Origin of the sequence: Paractinoplanes aksuensis (genome assembly GCF_024137025.1) — a bacterium.
Lineage (GTDB): Bacteria > Actinomycetota > Actinomycetes > Mycobacteriales > Micromonosporaceae > Actinoplanes > Actinoplanes aksuensis.
In genome coordinates this window covers 24,518-41,792 of record NZ_JAMYJR010000055.1, presented here as the reverse complement: position 1 = coordinate 41,792, position 17,275 = coordinate 24,518, and the positions used below count along the sequence as shown (strand labels likewise).

The window sequence follows — 17,275 nt, the reverse complement described above, 5'->3', positions numbered from 1 at the left end:
CGATGCGAAGGTTCGCGCGGGTCAGGCTGGCCACCCAGGTGGTCCGGCAGCTGCGCAAGGCCGGCTTCAAGGCCGTACGGTACGACGCGCGGGCCTTCTCCGTCCGATTCGCACCAAATGCCGAGCAGGAACCTTCCATAGTCGACCTGACTCCCCTGCTCACCCAAAGCCGCAAACAGGTCAAGACCTACCTGTGCGGCCTGACCACCGACCCGATCCCGCCGACCTGGCAGCTGGCCCGGCCACTGCTCCGGCCCGTCCTGCGCGGCACCACCCCGGGCGCCCCGCTGAGCCGCCCCGCCCTGCCCCACCTCTTCGAGTACGTCGTCATCGACCACCCCGAGGCGATGACCTACGTGACCGACGAACAGATCAAGACCTGGGCCGTACGCCCGGACGAGGTCTTCGCCGCGGCCCGGGCCAACCTGTCGGGCGCCACCCTCAAGAGCGCGCCCACCGAGGTCGTCCGTTTCGTCGACAACGGCGACGCGTACTGGAGCTCCCACCTGCTGCTCGAGCACTGGTTGGAACGCCTAGCGCCCCAGGTCGACGGCCCGCCGCTGGCGTTCGCCCCCGAGCGCGGCACCCTGCTGGTCACCTCGGCCGGCAGCCCCCACCTGCGGGCCCTGTTCGCCCAGGCCGAGGAGCTCTACGCGCGCTCGGCCCGGCCGATCACCCCCATGGCGTACGTCAGTGATCCCGACGGCTGCACCGTGCCCTACACCGCCGGCCCCGAGCATCCCCTGCACCACGTGGTTCAGCGGGCCCAGGCCATCCTCGCCGTGCAGGAGTACGCCCGGCAGGCCACCCATCTCACCGAGCCCGCCGCCGAGCTCGAGGTGGTGGGCGACGACGCCACCGGCTGGCGCACCCGGGCCGTCTGGGACGAGAAGTCCCTGCTCCCCACGGCCGACGAGGTGATCATCGGCGACCGTACGCTCCCCTGGCCCGAACTCGCCCCCCGCCTGGAGCCCGTGGCCGGCCTCAACCCGATCCGGTGGCAGCGCGGCTAGCGCCGGTGCACGACCACGCCGGCCAGCCCTGGCCCCACGTGCGCGGTGACCACAGCGCCGACCTCGGTCAGGTAACAGTCGCGCAGCCGGTCGCCCAGGCGCATCGCGATCGCGTCAGCCAGCGCCGCCGCCCGATCCGGCTGTTCCAGATGGTGTACGGCGATGTCGACCTCCCCGTCCCCGGCCGCCTCCACGGCCAGGTCGACGAGTTTGGCCAGCGCCCGCCCGGCCGTCCGCACCCTGTCCTTGACCACGATCGTGCCGTCGGCCACGTGCAGGATCGGCTTGACCGACAGGGCCGTGCCGACCAGCGCCGACGCCGCCCCGATCCGGCCGCCGCGGCGCAGGAACTCGAGCGTGTCGACGTAGAACAGCGTGCTCACCCGCGACACGTGGTCGACCGCCACCCGCCGTACGGAATCCAGGTCTTGCCCTTCGCGGGCCGCAGCCGCCGCTGCCAGGGCCGCGAACCCCAGCCCCATGCCGGTCGTCCCGCTGTCGACCACCTCGACCTTCGGCCCCAGTTCGAGCGCGGCCAGACCGGCTGCCTCGAAAGTGCCGGACAGCTTGGCCGAGATGTGGATCGAGACGATGCCGTCGGCCCCGGCGTCGAGAAGTCGCTGGTAGGCCGCCGCGAACTGCGACGGCGCGGGCCGTGAGGTGCTGACCGATGCGCGCCGCCCACCCAGCGCCCGCGCCACCTCGGCCGGCTGGACCTCGAGCCCTTCGAGCCCCTCGTCACCGTTGATGACGACCGTGAGGGGAACAACGGTGAGGTCATACGAGCCGCTGAGTTCGGCGGGCAGGTACGCGGTGGAGTCGGTGACGACCGCGACGGGCATGCGGGCACGGTAACCGATCGGCCCCGGCCCTGGTGAATCAGCCCTTCTCGACCGAGACGACGATGAACGGCACGCCCTGCTGGCAGGTCGACATCATGTTGGGCTGGGCGTTGCCGACGATCTTGACCTTGCTGCCCACGGCCGCGTCGGCCCGCATCGCCGGGTCGTCGAAGATCAGCAGGTGGGAGCCCTTGTCATCGCTGAGCAGCAGGCAGTTGGGCTCGACGCCGGCGGTCACCGTGCCGGTGATCGTCTGACCGCCGGCCACCGGGCGCCCGGACGTCGGCTCGCCCACCGGGCCACTGGTCTTGGCCGTGGGCAGGGGCAGGTCGACCACGTCCGAGGCGGATGGGGCGGGCGAGGCCACCGGTGCCGCGGCGCCGGAGTCGGTCGCGTTGTTGGCGCAGCCGGCGGCGAGCACGAGGAGCAGCAGGGCGGGAACGATCCGGGTCACCATCATGATGGTTGGACGGTACCGGATCATCGACGGTTCCCGAGGCGATCAGACCGGCGGCGGCACCGGGCGTTCGCTGAACGGGCCGACGTTGTACGCCGCGAGCTGCCAGCCCCGTTTGTCGTCGCGGGTCAGCTCGATCCAGTGGCAGTTCTGCAGGGCCCGCAGGGTGCGCAACTGCTCGAGACGCCAGCCCAGCAGGTGACCGACGCCCTGACGGGCGACCGCGCCGTGCGTCGCGACCACGACCGTGCCGCCGGGCGGGGCGAGAGCGGCCGCGTCGAGCAGGGCCTCGGCCATGCGCTTGCCCATGTCGTCGAGGGACTCGACGTCGCCGCCGACCTCCTGCCCGGCCTGCCAGCGGGCATGCTGGTCGGGGAAGAGCGCGGCGACCTCGGTCATGGTGTGGCCCTGCCAGGCGCCGAAGTAACGCTCGCGCAGCCGCTGGTCGTGGCCCACCGACCGGCCGGTCAGCGCGGCCAGTGCGGCCGCGGTGTCGGCCGCCCGGCGCAGGTCGCTGGCCACGATGGCGTCGGGTTTCAGCTTGACCAGGAGCTCGGCGGCATCGACAGCCTGCTGGCGGCCGAGGTCGTTGAGGGGCACGTCGGTCTGCCCCTGGACGCGGCCGCCCGCGTTCCAGTCGGTGTTGCCGTGGCGCCAGACGATCAGGCGGGTCACGAGGCTTCGGCGTCGACCATGTCGCGATCCACGAACGGGATCGTCGGGCAGTCCTTCCAGAGCTTGTCGAGGGCGTAGAACTCGCGTTCCTCGGCGTGCTGGATGTGGACGACGATGTCGACGTAGTCGAGCAGCACCCACCGCCCCTGGCGTTCGCCCTCGCGGCGCACGGGCTTGGCCTTCTCGGGCAGGTTGAGCAGGGCCTCTTCGACGGCGTCGACGACCGCGGCGACCTGACGTTCGTTGGACGCGGAAGCGATCAGGAAGGCGTCGGTGATGTAGAGCTGGTCGCCGACATCGATCACGACGATGTCTTGCGCCTTCTTGTCGGCGGCGGCCTGCGCGGCCGTCATCGCCAGTTCAAGAGCGCGTTCGCTGACGGGCAAGAGAGTCCTCTCGGTCTGAGAATCTGGTCGGTCAAGCGTCTCACACCGGTGTGACATTTCCCGACCCCCGATAGAGGCCCCGCTTGTTGATGTATTGCACGACACCGTCGGGCACCAGATACCAGACGGGTTCGCCGGCCGCCACCCGGTCGCGGCAGGCGGTGGACGAGATCGCCATGGCCGGCACCTCGACCAGCGTGACGCTGTGGTCGGGCAGGTGGTCGTCGGTGAGCTCGAAGCCGGGCCGGGTGACGCCCACGAAATGCGCGGCGGCCAGCATCTCGAGCGCGTCCTTCCAGCTCAGGATGCGGTTCAGCGCGTCCGCCCCGGTGATGAAGAACAGCGAGGCGTCAGCGCCGAAGACCGCGCGCATGTCACGCAGGGTGTCGATGGTGTACGTGGGACCGTCGCGGTCGATGTCGGCCCGGCTCACGTGGAAGCGGGGATTGGAGGCGGTGGCGATCACCGTCATCAGGTAGCGGTCCTCAGCCGGCGAGACCCGCCCCTTCTCGTACGGCGAGCCGGTGGGCACGAAGACGACCTCGTCCAGGTCGAACCGGGCCTGCACCTCGCTCGCCGCCACCAAGTGACCGTGGTGGATGGGATCGAACGTCCCACCCATGATCCCGATGCGCCGACCTGCCATCCCCAAAGGCTAGATCTCTTTCCGGTCAGGGGTGGTGGGCGGGGTGGTCGGACGGGATCAACGGGCGGCAAGTGCCCGTCGAAGGTCGTCGTCGGCGTCCAGGACCACGCGGCGCAGGATCGGGTCCAGGTCGTCGTCGGCCAGCAGGGCCGCGGCCAGGTCCCGCGTACGCGGCTCGACCACCAGCCCCGGGTAGGCCGCCGCCGCCGTGCGCTCGGCGCTCATCCCGCTGCGCAACCGCATCATGGCCGGCATCTCGGCGAAGTACCGCGGCACGTAGTCGCGCACCAGGTCGAGCTGCTCGGCCTGCCAGAACCCGGACGCGGTCATCTCGACCAGCCGGTTCGAGAGCGCGGCGTCCCCGATGATCGCGGCCCAGGCCTGCGCCTTGGCCTCGGCGTCGGGCCGGGCGGCCCGGCAGCGGGCGGCCCACTGCTCGCCGGTGGCGCTGCGGTCACGCTCGAACTCGGCGTCGATCACGTCGAGGCCGGCCGCACCCAGCACGGCCAGGCGATAAACGATCAGCCAGCGCAGGTCGGCGTCGACCGGCAGACCGGCCGGCACGTTCTCGCCGGCCAGCCAGTCGTGCAGGCGGGCGGTGTCGACGGTGGCCCCGATCAGCCCGCGGGCCGCGGCCAGCTGGCGCGAGCCACCCGGCTCGGACACGGCGAGCAGCCGGTCGGCGGCCTGCGCGACCAGTTCGAGGGCGGCCGGGCGGGTCTCCGGGGTGGAGTAGCGGTCGACCAGGCTGCGGGTGGCCCGCAGCACGTCCTCGACGATCACCACCTCGGACTCCACCGGCAGCGCGGCCAGGGCCAGCGTGACCAGCTCGGCCACCGGGCGCTCGCCGTCGACCACGGCGTCCAGCGTGGCCGCCCACAGCACGGCGCGGGCCAGCGAGTCGCCGATCAGCGGGAGCACGGACGGGACGGCGGCGGTCGACGCCTCGTCCAGCCGGATCTTGGCGTACGTGAGGTCACCGTCGTTGAGCAGCAGCAGGTCGGCCACCGGCTCACCGACGAGCTCGGGCACCTCGGTACGGCCGGTGGCGTCCACCTCGACCTCGATCAACTTGCGCCGCACGAGAGAACCGCCGGCGCGGTCCCACAGACCGATCCCGAGCCGGTGCGGGCGCAGCGTGGGATACGCGTCGGGCGCGGTCTGCTCGATGACCACCGAGGCGTACGCGGACCCGTCCCGGACGAACGAGGTACGGAGCGTGTTGACCTGAGCCTGTCGCAGCCAGACGTCGGCCCAGGCGGTGAGGTCGCGCCCACTGGCCGCCGACAGCGCCCCGAGCAGGTCGGCCAGCGTCGCGTTGCCGTAGGCGTGCGCCGCGAAGTGCGCGTTGACGCCGGCCCGGAACGCCTCGTCGCCCACGAAGGCGACCAGCTGCCGCAGCACGGCCGCGCCCTTGGCGTACGAGATGCCGTCGAAGTTCAGCAGCGCCTGGTCGGTGTCGGTGACCTCGGCCGGGGCCACCGGATGGGTCGACGGGTGCTGGTCGGCGCGCAGGCCCCACGCCTTGCGCTGCATGGCGAAGGTCGTCCACGTGCCCTCGAAGCGGGTGGCCTCGGCCGCGATCCGGGTGCCCATGTACTCGGCGAACGACTCGTTCAGCCACAGGTCGTCCCACCAGGCCATGGTGACCAGGTCGCCGAACCACATGTGGGCCATCTCGTGGGCGATCACGTTGGCCCGGTGCTCGCGCTCGCTCTCGGTCACCGCCGAGCGGTAGATGAACTCGTCACGGAAGACGACCAGGCCCGGGTACTCCATCGCGCCGAAGTTGAACTCGGGGGCGAACGCCTGCTGGTAGTGGCCGAACGGGTACCTGATGTCGAAGATCTCGTGGTAGCGGTCGAAGCACTGCTTGGTGACCTCGAAGATCTCGGCCGCCTCGGCCTCGAGCGCGCCGGCCAGCGCGGCCCGGGCGTACAGGGCCAGCGGGATGCCGTCGTGCGAGTCGGAGACCTCGTGGTACGGCCCGGCGATGAGCGAGCACAGGTAGGTCGAGATCGGCTTGGTGGCCGCGAACTCCCAGCGCCCGCCGACCCCGGACAGCAGGGGCCCGTTGGCCGCGACCCGCCAGCTCGCCGGCGCGGTCACGCTGATCCGGAACGAGGCCTTGAGGTCGGGCTGGTCGAACGCGGGCAGGATCCGGCCCGCGTTGTTGATGAACATGTGCTGGTAGATGTAGATCGAGCCGTCCGCCGGGTCGACGTACTTGTGCAGGCCCTCGCCGGTGTTCGAGTAGCGCATGACGGCTTCGACGGCCAGCTCGTTGGCGCCGGCCAGGTCGGTCAGCAGCAGCCGGCCACCGGCCAGCACCGAGTCGGGCAGCGGCGAGCCGTTCAGCGTCATCTTGACCACGCTCACCGGCTCGAACTCGAGAAACGTCGAGGCGCCTTCCTGGGCGTCGAAGCGCACCACCGTTCGGGAACCGAAGGTGTCGCCCTCGGCGGTCAGGTCAAGGTCGACCTCGTATTCGCGGACATCGACGGTGGCGGCCCGGGCGGTAGCCTCGGCGCGGGTCAGGCTCGGCATTCGACCATCATCCGGTACGGGTCCTCCGCTGCTATCGTGGGCCCATGCGCTTCGCGAACCTCGGTTGGTGGCTGCCCTGACGGGCGGCTCTCCCACGCGCATTCCTCTTGCGGCCGCCCCTGCCCGGGCGGCCGTTGTCATGTCCGGGTCAGGGCGGTCCCGACCCGGAAGGACCCACCATGACCCGCCGCCTCACCGGCTTCCAGCCGACCGGCCACCTGCACCTCGGCAACCTGATCGGCGCCATGCGCCCGCTGGTGGCCGCCCAGGACAGACCCTCGATCGCCATGATCGCCGACCTGCACGCCCTCACCGTGGAACACGACCCGCAACAATTACGGGCGAACACCCTGCAGGTGGCGACCGTGCTGCTCGCGGCCGGCGTCGACCCGGAGCGCACCGCGATCATCGCCAACTCCCAGGTGCCCGAGCACGCCGAACTGCACTACCTGCTCGAGAGCGCGACCGGCTACGGCGAGGCCGCCCGCATGATCCAGTTCAAGGAAAAATCCGCAGGCAACAAAGGCGTACGGCTCAGCCTGCTCACTTACCCCGTGCTGATGGCGGCCGACATCCTCGTCCACGACATCGATCAGGTGCCCGTGGGTGACGACCAGAACCAGCATCTCGAGCTCGCCCGCACCGTCGCGACCAGGTTCAACGCGCGCTACGGCGAGACCTTCACGGTGCCCGAGGGCATCCGGCCCGAGAACGCCGCGCGGATCATGGATCTCTCCGACCCGGCCCGCAAGATGAGCAAGAGCGCGCCCTCGGCGGCGGGCCGGATCGGGCTGCTCGACCCGCCCGAGGTGATCCGGCGGACCATCACCCGGGCGGTCACCGACACGGTCGGCGTCGTGCGCGACGACGCCGGGAACCAGCCCGGGGTCACCAACCTGCTGGCGATCCTGCGTGCCTGCGCGGACCGGGAGCCGGGTCCGCTCACGTCCTACGGCGCGCTGAAACGGGAGGTCACCGATGCGGTCGAGGCGGTGCTGGGGCCGATCCGGGCGCGTTACGCCGAGCTGTCGGAAGACCCGGGTCACGTACGCAAGATCCTGGCCGACGGCCGGGCCCGGGTGCAGCCCCGGGCGGCCGAGACCGTGCGGCGCGCCCGGACCGCCCTGGGCCTACTGGACTGAGGCGATCAGCCGCTTCTCGTAGCAGTACATGGCTGGTTCGCAGAGCGGGACGCGTTCGTACCCCGAAGTGCGGTAGAGGGCGATCGCCGCGGGCGAGGTGACCCCGGTGGTCAGCCGGATCACCGGCCGGCCCGCGACGAGCGCCTCCTCCTCGAGGGTGACGATCATCTGGCGGGCGATACCGCGGCCGCGGAAGGCCGGGCGCACGTACATCCGCTTGATCTCGGCCACACCGACCTCGGGCAGGGGCTGCCACGCGCCGCAGGCCACGGCCCGGCCGTCGACCACCGCCACGAAGTACGCGGCGCGGTCGTCCGGCGCGAAGACCTGGCCGCCCTCGTGCCGCTGGGCCGCGACGAGGGCGGCCAGCTCGGGGTCCAGGGCGGGCCTGGCTTCGATCAGCACGTCGTGACCCTAGGCGACCACCCTTGCCGCAGGGTTGCGCCGAGCTGGCCTACGCCCTATTCGTCGGTGTCGTCGTCATCTGTCACGAGCACGGGCCGGTTGGCGTTGGCCACGCTCGTGACCGTGCCGTCGGCCGCCATGTGCAGCAGCTCGTCGTCGGAGCGGACCCGGCGGGCCTTGCGGGCGGCCAGGCGCTCGGCCGCGCCGGCGCGGCCACCCTCGTCCTCGAGGCGGGAGTCGGTGCCGCGCGGGCCCGACACGAACTCGCCGGCGTTGGGCTGCCAGTCGAACTCGCGGTCGCCGATGCGCACCGGGTCGCCGGGGCGGGCGCCCTTCTTGCCCAGCGTGTCCTCGACGCCGAGCCGGTCGAGCCGGTCGGCCAGGTAGCCCACGGCCTCGTCGTTGTCGAAGTTGGTCTGGCGGACCCAGCGCTCGACCTTGGCCCCGCTGACCACGAAGACGCCCTCGGCGTCCTGCTCGACGGTGAAGCCCGACTCGTCGACCGCACGCGGGCGCACGACGGCCCGGCTGGGCTCGGGGGCCGGCTTCTCGAGGCGGTGCTGGGCGACCGTCTCGGACAGCGCGTAGGTCAGCTCCTTGAGGCCCTCGCGGGTGACCGCGCTGACCTCGAAGACGCGGTAGCCGCGGGCCTCGATGTCGGGCCGGACCATCTCGGCCAGGTCGCGCCCGTCCGGGATGTCGATCTTGTTGAGGACGACGAGTCGCGGCCGGTCGTCGAGGCCGCCGTACGCCGACAGCTCGGCCTCGATGGCGTCGAGGTCGGCCAGCGGGTCACGTTCGATCTCGAGCGCGGCCGAGTCGAGCACGTGCACCAGCACCGAGGTGCGCTCGATGTGCCGCAGGAACTGCATGCCGAGGCCCTTGCCGGTGGCCGCGCCCGGGATCAGGCCGGGCACGTCGGCCACGGTGAAGGTCTGGTCGCCGGCCTGGACCACGCCGAGGTTGGGCACCAGCGTGGTGAACGGGTAGTCGGCGATCTTGGGCTTGGCCGCGGAGATGACCGAGATCAGCGACGACTTGCCGGCCGACGGGAAGCCGACCAGGCCCACGTCGGCCACGCTCTTGAGCTCGAGCACCGCGTCGAGGCTGTCGCCCGGCTCGCCCAGCTCGGCGAAGCCCGGCACCTTGCGACGGGTGTTGGCCAGCGAGGCGTTGCCCCGGCCGCCGCGACCGCCGCGGGCCACCTCGAAGGTGGTGCCCTCGCCGATCAGGTCGGCCAGCACCTCGCCGTCGGCGGTCAGCACGACCGTGCCGTCGGGCACCTTGAGCACCAGATCTTTGCCGTTGGCGCCGTCGCGGTTGGCGCCCGCGCCACCGCCGCCGTTGGACGCCTTGACGTGCGGGTGGAAGTGGAAATCGAGCAGTGTGTGGATCTGCGGGTCGACGACCAGCGTGACGCCGCCGCCGTGCCCACCGTTGCCACCGTCGGGGCCGCCGAGCGGCTTGAACTTCTCGCGGCGGACCGAGACGCAGCCGTGCCCACCGTCACCCGCTTGCAGGTGCAGCACGACGCGGTCGACGAACGTGGTCACTGCTCAACTCCTTGATGCTGGACGTCCCATGGAACCAACGAGGGCCGTGAGGCCCGTGTTCCCCGTGGGACAAATGCAAAGCGGGCCACGGACCTCGAGAGGTCCGCGGCCCGCTGAGAAAAACTTTACTGCGCCGCCGGGACGATGCTGACGGTCTTGCGACCGCGCTTCGTGCCGAACAGCACACTGCCGTCCGCCAGGGCGAACAGCGTGTCGTCGCCGCCGCGGCCGACCAGGTCGCCCGGGTGGAACTTGGTGCCACGCTGACGGATCAGGATCTCGCCGGCGCTGACCACCTGGCCGCCGAACCGCTTGACGCCCAGTCGCTGGGCGGCGGAATCGCGACCGTTACGGGAGCTGGAGGCACCCTTTTTGTGAGCCATGAGTGGTCCTACTTCCCGCTCTTGATGCCGGTGACCTTGATCTTCGTCAGCGGCTGACGGTGCCCCTGGCGCTTGTGGTACCCGGTCTTGTTCTTGAACTTGTGGATCCGGATCTTCGGACCCTTGGTGTGCTCGGCGATCTCGCCGGACACCGTCACCTTGGCAAGCTTGGCCGCATCGGTCACCAGGTTGTCACCGTCGACGAGGAGCACCGCGGCGAGCTTCAGAGAATCGCCGGGCACACCCGCGAGCTTCTCGACCTCGATCACGTCGCCCTCGGCAACCTTGTACTGCTTGCCGCCGGTCTTGACGATCGCGTACATCGACGCGGACTCCCTGAGACTTACGCAGCGTTAACCGCTGCTTGGCGGATGATGCTGAGATTCCGGCTCTCGCCCTAGTGTGAACGAGCGGGCACGGAAGCACGGCGCGTGGAAAAGCGCCAGCAGAAAGAGTACTTCATCAGGCGTGCCGATCCCAAACCGGGGCCGGGTCAGCCCCGGCCGCAGGCCTTGTCGAGCCGGGCCGACAGCGCCGACATCTTCTCACCATTGATCTTGGTGACATCGCCCTTCAACGCCTTGACCTGCGCACTCATCTCGGTCAACGCCTTCTTGAGGGTCGGGTCGGTGGTCAGCCCGGCCATGTCGGCCAGCGCGAACGAGTAGTTCTGCACGTCACGCGAGACCTTGTCGGCGGCCTGCTTCTTGGCCTGCTCACCCTTGCCCGCGGCGTCGATCTGCAGCTTGAGCCCGGCGATGAAGAGCTCGCCGAAACTGGTGCTCGCCCGCTCGGCCTGGGCGCAGATCTCTTTCGTGTTGCCGGTGAGCTCGGCGTCGGCCTCGGCCGCCACGGACGGGTCGACCGAGGCGGGCGGCACCACCACCGGCGGCGCCACGCTGGGGGCCGAGGCCGGGACGTCGCCGGCGGACGAGGAACAGGCGGCCGTGGCCGCGAGCGCACCCAGGGCCACGCCCACGGCGAGGCCTCGGAGCAGGGGGATTCGGGACATGGGGGCTCGGTCTCCTCGGGGGAAGGCTGATCGATCCCGCGAGGGTAACCGACGGAGACGGACAAGAGCGGCTTGGCAGTTAACTTTCTTTACCAAACCGCTCTTGTCGATGCCCGGTAGAGCCGAAAGGGCAGGATCAGGGTCGCGTACGCCTCCGCGTGCCACCCCGCCGCGAGCGGCGCCGCCCGGCGCCCGCCCCCACCGGCTCGTCGTCGTCCTCGTCCTCTTCGTCGGCCGCGTCCGGGTCGTCGGACCCGGTGAGCTGCAGCGGCTCGGCCTCGGCGGCAGGCGCCTCGTAGCGCGACAGGTCGTACCCGCTGATGTCGTAGTCGTCCTCGGGGTCCGCCTTCGTGAGCGGCGCCCGGCCGGTCACGATGCCCGAGCCCACCACCGGGGGCAGGCCCGCGGTCTCGGCCGCCGGGTCGTCCCCCTCACGCCGCACCACGCCGGGCGCCGCGTCGGTCACGATCTCGATCGGCTCGTCGACCTCGACCACCACGGCCGCCGGCAGCTCGTCGCGGACCGGGTCCGGGACGACCGCCTCGGTGATCGGCTCGGCCACGACGTTGTCGCCGCCCCCGCTCCGGCGCCGCCGGGACTTGCCGCTCGCCGGCTGCTGCGACTGCTGCTGGGCCGGGGCGGTCTCGGTGCGGGCCGCCGCGGCGACCGCCTTGACCTGGTTCCCGGCGCCGCCGCCACCGCCGTTGCCGCCACCGCCGCCGTTGGAGCGCTTCTCCGGCACCGGCTCGGTGTGGATCAGCACGCCGCGGCCCTTGCAGTGCTCGCAGGTCTCGCTGAACGCCTCGAGCAGGCCCGAGCCGATCCGCTTGCGGGTCATCTGGACCAGGCCGAGCGAGGTGATCTCGGTGACCTGGTGCTTGGTGCGGTCGCGGCCCAGGCACTCGGTGAGCCGACGCAGCACCAGCTCGCGGTTGCTCTCGAGCACCATGTCGATGAAGTCGATGACCACGATGCCGCCGAGGTCGCGCAGCCGCAGCTGACGCACGATCTCCTCGGCCGCCTCGAGGTTGTTGCGGGTGACCGTCTCTTCCAGGTTGCCGCCGGCGCCGGTGTACTTACCGGTGTTGACGTCGACCACGGTCATCGCCTCGGTGCGGTCGAACACCAGGTGACCGCCCGAGGGCAGGAACACCTTGCGGTCCAGACCCTTGAGGATCTGCTCGTCGATCCGCTTGTCGGCGAAGACGTCCCCGGTGCCGGTGTAGCGGTGCATCCGCTCCAGCAGGTCGGGCGAGACCGAGTTCAGGTAGTTCTCGAGCTCGCCGTACGCCGAGTCGCCCTGCACGATCAGCTCGCGGAAGTCCTCGTTGAAGAGGTCGCGGACGACCCGGATGACCAGGTCGGGCTCCTCGGAGAGGGCGACCGGCGCGTGGCCCTCGGCCGACTTGCGCTGGATCTCCTCCCACTGCGCCTGCAGCCGCTTGACGTCCCGGGCCAGGTCGTCCTCGCTGGCCCCCTCGGCCGCCGTCCGCACGATCACGCCGGCGCCGTCGGGAACGAGCTTCTTCAGTACGTCCCGCAGGCGCTTGCGCTCGTTGTCGGGCAGCTTGCGGCTGATCCCCGAGGCGTTGCCGTTGGGCACGTAGACCAGGTGCCGGCCGGAGAGCGCGATGTGGCTGCTCAGCCGTGCGCCCTTGTGCCCGATCGGGTCCTTGGTCACCTGCACCAGCACCGAGTCGCCGGAGCGCAGCGCCTGCTCGATCGAGCGGGCCCGGCCCTCGAGCCCGGTGGCGTCCCAGTTGACCTCGCCCGCGTAGAGCACCGCGTTGCGGCCCCGGCCGATGTCGACGAACGCCGCCTCCATGCTGGGCAGCACGTTCTGCACCTTGCCGAGGTAGACGTTGCCCACCATCGTGCCCGAGGTGCTGCGCGAGACGTAGTGCTCGACCAGGATGCCGTCTTCCATGACCGCGATCTGGGTGCGGTCGGGCTTCTGCCGCACGACCATGACCCGGTCGACCGCCTCGCGGCGGGCCAGGAACTCCGACTCGCTCAGGATCGGCGGGCGGGTGCGGCGCTGCTCGCGGCCGTCCCGGCGGCGCTGGCGCTTGGCCTCGAGCCGGGTCGAGCCCGAGACGCCCTGCACCTCGTCGGCGTTGCGGCGGGGCTCGCGCACCCGCACGACGGTGTGCACGCCGTCCTCGATGCCGCCGGTCTCGGCGTCGCCGCCCGAGCCCTTGCGGCGCCGGCGACGGCGCCGGCGGGTCACGCCGTCACCCTCGTCGCCCTCTTCGTCCTCGGACTCCTCCTCGGCCGACGCCTCGGTGTCGTCCTCGGACTCGTCCTGCTCGCCGTCCTCGGCCGGGCCCTTGCCACGGCCACGGCCACGGCGTCCCCGGCGACGCCGGCGGCGGCCGGCCGCGGTGTCGTCGTCATCGTCGCTGTCGTCGTCGCCGTCCTCGACGTCGTCGGCGCTCTCGTCGGCCTCGTCGACCACCTCGTCGGCGGGCGGGGCCGTGACCTCGGCCGCGGGGGCCTCGGCAGGCTCGTCGGCAGCGCCGCGACGGCGACGCCGGCTGCGGCGGGCGCCCTCGGCCGGCTCCTCGGCGACGACCGGCGGCACCTCGGCCACGGCCGCCTCGGCCTCGGGGACCTCAGTAGTCGCGGGCGCCTCGGGCGTCTCGGCCACCACGGGCGGAACGGCCGCGCCGCGGCGGGTGCGCCGGGCCGGCGCGGGGGTGGTCTCGGTCGCCTCGGGCGGCATGAACAGCACGGCCGGCGGCAGGGCGGCGGCCCGGCGGCCACGGCGCGGCTTCGGCTCCTCGGCCTCGACGAAGTCGGCGTCGAGCGGGATCACGCCGATGATCGGTGTGCCCTCGGCGGTCACCGCGGCCTCGTCCTCGACGACCGGCTCCTCCCCCTCGATCAGGGGTTCGATCCGCACCGGTTCGACCGGCGTCTCGGCCGGCGGCGCCTCGACGGCGACGGGCTCCTCCACCGGGGCGGGCGGGGCGGCCTTCTTGCGGGCCCGGGAACGGGTGGCCTTGACCGGGGGCGCGACCTCGGCGCTGCCCTCAGCCTCGGGCTCGGCGGTTGCGGCCGGCGCGGCGGCCTTGCGGCGGCTGCGGGTGGCCTTGACCGGCTTGACCGGGGCCTCGTCGGCCGGAGGCTCACCGGCCGGCACGTCGGCCGGCGTCGGATCCTCGGCCACGGGGTCGGCCGGGCTCGCGGCGGGCGCCGCCGCCTTCTTGCGGGGCGCACGCTTGCGCGCGGGGGTAGCAGGTGCGGCGGTCTCGGGCGAAGCAGCTGCTCCGGCCCCGTCACCGCCCTGGTCTCCCAAGTTGTCCTGGGGCTCGTTATCGAGCATGGGGCGCTCTCCAGTTCTGGCGGCCCCGGGCGCGTTTGAGCGCTGCCACGCAGGGTCGCCGCAAGTATTTCGGTCCCGCCGGGTGAGCGGACAGGCTGCCGAAGTCTGTCAACAGGCGCCGGTTGCAGCCAGCGCCTCCGATGGAGCGATCCTCACCCCGGAAGGGCGGGCTCGCGATCCGCGTCCAACGGATCGACGATATCCCCCTGTGCGGTGAGCGTGCCCTGGGCCAGCCGGGTAACCCTCGGGGGCACCGGCGGCTCCAGACCAGCCGCCACGCGCAGGCCGGAAAGGACGTCATCGGGTCGCACGGCGGGTGTCACCTGTCGTACGACAAGGTCGATTATCGCACACGGTGCGCCGTCCGCCTCGGAAGGTACGGCGGACTGGTCCGTCACAGCGATGTGGGTCACCGCCTGACGGGCGTCGAACGACCGCCGTCCCTGCTTCGTCATGCGCTCGACCAGCACTTCGTCGAGCGCGAGGAACGCTGTGACGGCCGCCGCGGCGTCGGCCGGGTCGATGCCGGGCAGCTCGATCAGCCACTGCGAGGCGTCGATCCGGTCGGCCAGGCTGCCCGGCCCGGCGATCACCGCGTCCAGGATGTCGAGTCCCGGGGAGAGCGCGGCGTCCAACGCGATCACCAGCTGCGCGGGGTCGATCTCGGCCTGCAGCCCGATCTCGAGGTACTCGGCCTCGCTGCCCACGCCGGTCGGCGCCGCGCTCGCGTACGAGATCTTGGGGTGCGGGCTGAAGCCCTGGGAAAAGGCGATGGGGACGGCAGCCCGGCGCAACGCCCGCTCGAACGCGCGGGCGAAGTCGCGGTGGGAGGTGAAGCGCAGCGGCCCCCGCTTGGCGTAGCGGACGCGGATGCGCTGGACGATCGGCGCCTGACCGCCGACGGGCTGATTCTTGGGGGGCGCCATGTCAGACCGGCACCCGCAGCGAGTTCACGGGCGTCAGGGGCAGCAGCTTCTTGCCGGTGGGGCCGATCTGGATCTCGGTGTCCATCGACGGGCAGACGCCGCAGTCGAAGCACGGGGTCCAGCGGCAGTCGGGCTGCTCGTACTCGGTCAGCGAGTCCTGCCAGTCCTGCCACAGCCAGTCCTTGTCGAGGCCCGAGTCGAGGTGGTCCCAGGGCAGCACCTCGGCCTGCTCGCGCTCGCGGGTGGTGAACCAGTCGAGGTCGACCCCGAACTGCGGGAGCGTCTCGGCGCAGGCCTCGACCCAGCGGGCGTACGAGAAGTGCTCGCTCCAGCCGTCGAAGCGGCCGCCCTTCTCCCAGACGCGGCGGATGACCGCGCCGACCCGGCGGTCGCCCCGCGAGAGCAGGCCCTCGATCAGCGAGGGCTCGCCGTCGTGGTAGCGGTAGCCGATGGCCCGGCCCAGCGACCGGTCGCTGTTGATCTCTTGCTTGAGCAGCTGGAGCCGGGCGTCGATGACCTCGGGGCGCTCCATCGCGGCCCACTGGAACGGGGTGTGCGGCTTGGGCACGAACCCGCCGATCGACACCGTGCAGCGGATGTCCTTGGTGCCGGCGGCGATGCGACCCGCCTTGATCACCTCGTGGGCCATGCGGCCGATCTGCAGCACGTCCTCGTCGGTCTCGGTCGGCAGGCCGCACATGAAGTAGAGCTTGACCTGGCGCCAGCCGTTCGAATACGCGGTGACGACGGTGCGGAGCAGGTCGTCCTCGGTCACCATCTTGTTGATGACCTTGCGGATGCGCTCCGAGCCGCCCTCGGGGGCGAAGGTCAGGCCGGTGCGGCGGCCGTTCTTGGACAGCTCCTGGGCCAGGTCGATGTTGAAGGCGTCGACCCGGGTCGAGGGCAGCGAGAGCGAGACGTTGGTGCCCTCGTACTGCTCGGCCAGGCCGGAGCACATGTCACCGATCTCGGAGTGGTCGGCGCTCGACAGCGAGAGCAGGCCGACCTCGCTGAAGCCGGAGTACTCGAGGCCTTCCTTGATCATCTGGCCGACCGTGGTGATCGAGCGCTCGCGCACCGGGCGCGTGATCATGCCGGCCTGGCAGAACCGGCAGCCCCGGGTGCAGCCGCGGAAGATCTCGACCGCGTACCGCTCGTGGACCGTCTCGGCCAGCGGGACCAGGGGCTTCTTGGGGTAGGGCCAGGCGTCGAGGTCCATCGTCGTGCGCTTGGCCACCCGGAACGGCACGTCGGGGCGGTTGGGCACGACGCGCTGGATGCGGCCGTCGGCCAGGTAGTCGACGTCGTAGAAGCGGGGGACGTAGATGCTCTCGGTGCGGGCCAGGCGCAGCAGCAGCTCGTCGCGGCCGCCGGGACAGCCCTCGGCCTTCCACTCCCGGATGATGCCGGTGATCTCGAGGACGGCCTCTTCGCCGTCGCCGAGCACGGCGGCGTCGATGAAGTCGGCGATCGGCTCGGGGTTGAAGCTGGCGTGACCGCCGGCCAGCACGATCGGGTGCGTCTCGTCGCGGTCGGCGCTGGTCAGCGGGATCTGCGCGAGGTCGAGCGCGGAGAGCATGTTGGTGTAGCCGAGCTCGGTCGCGAACGACAGACCGAGGACGTCGAAGGCCTTGACCGGGCGGTGGGCGTCGACCGTGAACTGCGGGACGCCGTTCTCTTTCATCAGCGCCTCGAGGTCGGGCCAGACCGCGTAGGTGCGCTCGGCCAGCACGTCCTCTTGCTCGTTGAGCACCTCGTAGAGGATCTGGACGCCCTGGTTGGGCAGGCCGACCTCGTAGGCGTCGGGATACATCAGCGCCCAGCGGACCGTCGTCGCGTCCCAGTCCTTGACGACGGCGCCGAGCTCGCCCCCCACGTACTGGATCGGCTTGCTGACCCGGGGCAGCAGCTGCTCGAGCTGAGGAAAGACGGAAGCAACGCTCATGGGCCTCTAGGGTAC

Annotated in this window: 16 protein-coding genes; 2 read left to right on the top strand and 14 right to left on the bottom strand. The window is 71.4% G+C overall.

The genetic code is table 11. From position 1 onward, the window contains the following. Nucleotides 1-2: 2 nt before the first annotated feature. Nucleotides 3-1,013 (top strand): DUF1444 domain-containing protein, encoded by a 1,011-nt coding sequence (locus tag M1L60_RS42230; protein ID WP_253243233.1) that lies wholly within the window; start codon nt 3-5, stop codon nt 1,011-1,013. On the opposite strand, the gene M1L60_RS42225 is transcribed toward M1L60_RS42230, so the two are convergent. From M1L60_RS42225 to pepN, 6 genes are read right to left on the bottom strand one after another with little or no spacing between them, the layout of a single operon-like run. Beyond that, complete coding sequence (locus M1L60_RS42225) at nt 1,010-1,855, bottom strand: DegV family protein (RefSeq protein ID WP_253243232.1); 846 nt, start codon at nt 1,853-1,855, stop codon at nt 1,010-1,012. The genes M1L60_RS42230 and M1L60_RS42225 overlap by 4 nt on opposite strands. 37 nt (nt 1,856-1,892) lie before the next feature. Beyond that, nucleotides 1,893-2,315, bottom strand: a complete 423-nt coding sequence (locus tag M1L60_RS42220) for a hypothetical protein (protein WP_253243231.1) — start codon at nt 2,313-2,315, stop codon at nt 1,893-1,895. Nucleotides 2,316-2,357: 42 nt separating this feature from the next. After that, on the bottom strand, nt 2,358-2,987 hold the full coding sequence (locus M1L60_RS42215; protein ID WP_253243230.1) for a histidine phosphatase family protein: 630 nt from the start codon (nt 2,985-2,987) through the stop codon (nt 2,358-2,360). Next, nucleotides 2,984-3,373, bottom strand: coding sequence for a ribosome silencing factor (gene rsfS / locus M1L60_RS42210; protein WP_253243229.1), 390 nt, complete (start codon nt 3,371-3,373; stop codon nt 2,984-2,986). Before rsfS ends, M1L60_RS42215 begins: the two co-directional genes overlap by 4 nt. Nucleotides 3,374-3,413: 40 nt before the next feature. Further along, nucleotides 3,414-4,019 carry a nicotinate-nucleotide adenylyltransferase gene (nadD, locus tag M1L60_RS42205; RefSeq protein ID WP_253243228.1) on the bottom strand — a complete coding sequence of 202 codons (606 nt, stop codon included), beginning with the start codon at nt 4,017-4,019 and terminating at the stop codon, nt 3,414-3,416. Nucleotides 4,020-4,076: 57 nt separating this feature from the next. After that, the gene (gene pepN, locus M1L60_RS42200; RefSeq protein ID WP_253243227.1) at nt 4,077-6,566 is read right to left on the bottom strand and encodes an aminopeptidase N; all 2,490 of its coding nucleotides are present in this window, start codon (nt 6,564-6,566) and stop codon (nt 4,077-4,079) included. A 179-nt stretch (nt 6,567-6,745) separates the two neighbouring features. On the opposite strand from pepN, the gene trpS reads away from it, so the two are divergent. After that, nucleotides 6,746-7,708 (top strand): tryptophan--tRNA ligase, encoded by a 963-nt coding sequence (trpS, locus tag M1L60_RS42195; RefSeq protein ID WP_253243226.1) that lies wholly within the window; start codon nt 6,746-6,748, stop codon nt 7,706-7,708. Here the strand turns inward: trpS and M1L60_RS42190 are convergent. The 8 genes from M1L60_RS42190 to M1L60_RS42155 all read right to left on the bottom strand — a co-directional run bounded on the left by M1L60_RS42190 (nt 7,697) and on the right by M1L60_RS42155 (nt 17,260). Next, on the bottom strand, nt 7,697-8,113 hold the full coding sequence (locus tag M1L60_RS42190) for a GNAT family N-acetyltransferase (protein WP_253243225.1): 417 nt from the start codon (nt 8,111-8,113) through the stop codon (nt 7,697-7,699). The genes trpS and M1L60_RS42190 overlap by 12 nt on opposite strands. Before the next feature lie 56 nt (nt 8,114-8,169). Continuing rightward, nucleotides 8,170-9,666 (bottom strand): GTPase ObgE, encoded by a 1,497-nt coding sequence (obgE, locus tag M1L60_RS42185; RefSeq protein ID WP_253243224.1) that lies wholly within the window; start codon nt 9,664-9,666, stop codon nt 8,170-8,172. A 125-nt stretch (nt 9,667-9,791) separates the two neighbouring features. Next, the gene (gene rpmA / locus M1L60_RS42180) at nt 9,792-10,049 is read right to left on the bottom strand and encodes a 50S ribosomal protein L27 (RefSeq protein ID WP_253243223.1); all 258 of its coding nucleotides are present in this window, start codon (nt 10,047-10,049) and stop codon (nt 9,792-9,794) included. An 8-nt stretch (nt 10,050-10,057) separates the two neighbouring features. Continuing rightward, complete coding sequence (gene rplU, locus M1L60_RS42175; RefSeq protein ID WP_253243222.1) at nt 10,058-10,372, bottom strand: 50S ribosomal protein L21; 315 nt, start codon at nt 10,370-10,372, stop codon at nt 10,058-10,060. Between the two features lie 170 nt (nt 10,373-10,542). Further along, the gene (locus M1L60_RS42170; protein ID WP_253243221.1) at nt 10,543-11,061 is read right to left on the bottom strand and encodes a hypothetical protein; all 519 of its coding nucleotides are present in this window, start codon (nt 11,059-11,061) and stop codon (nt 10,543-10,545) included. Nucleotides 11,062-11,197: 136 nt separating this feature from the next. Beyond that, nucleotides 11,198-14,389 carry an Rne/Rng family ribonuclease gene (locus M1L60_RS42165; RefSeq protein WP_253243220.1) on the bottom strand — a complete coding sequence of 1,064 codons (3,192 nt, stop codon included), beginning with the start codon at nt 14,387-14,389 and terminating at the stop codon, nt 11,198-11,200. A gap of 152 nt (nt 14,390-14,541) precedes the next feature. Next, nucleotides 14,542-15,315, bottom strand: a complete 774-nt coding sequence (locus tag M1L60_RS42160) for a TIGR03936 family radical SAM-associated protein (RefSeq protein ID WP_256518425.1) — start codon at nt 15,313-15,315, stop codon at nt 14,542-14,544. Nucleotide 15,316: 1 nt separating this feature from the next. Next, nucleotides 15,317-17,260: a TIGR03960 family B12-binding radical SAM protein gene (locus M1L60_RS42155; RefSeq protein ID WP_253243219.1), complete on the bottom strand. Its 1,944-nt coding sequence runs from the start codon at nt 17,258-17,260 to the stop codon at nt 15,317-15,319. Between the last annotated feature and the right edge of the window lie 15 nt (nt 17,261-17,275).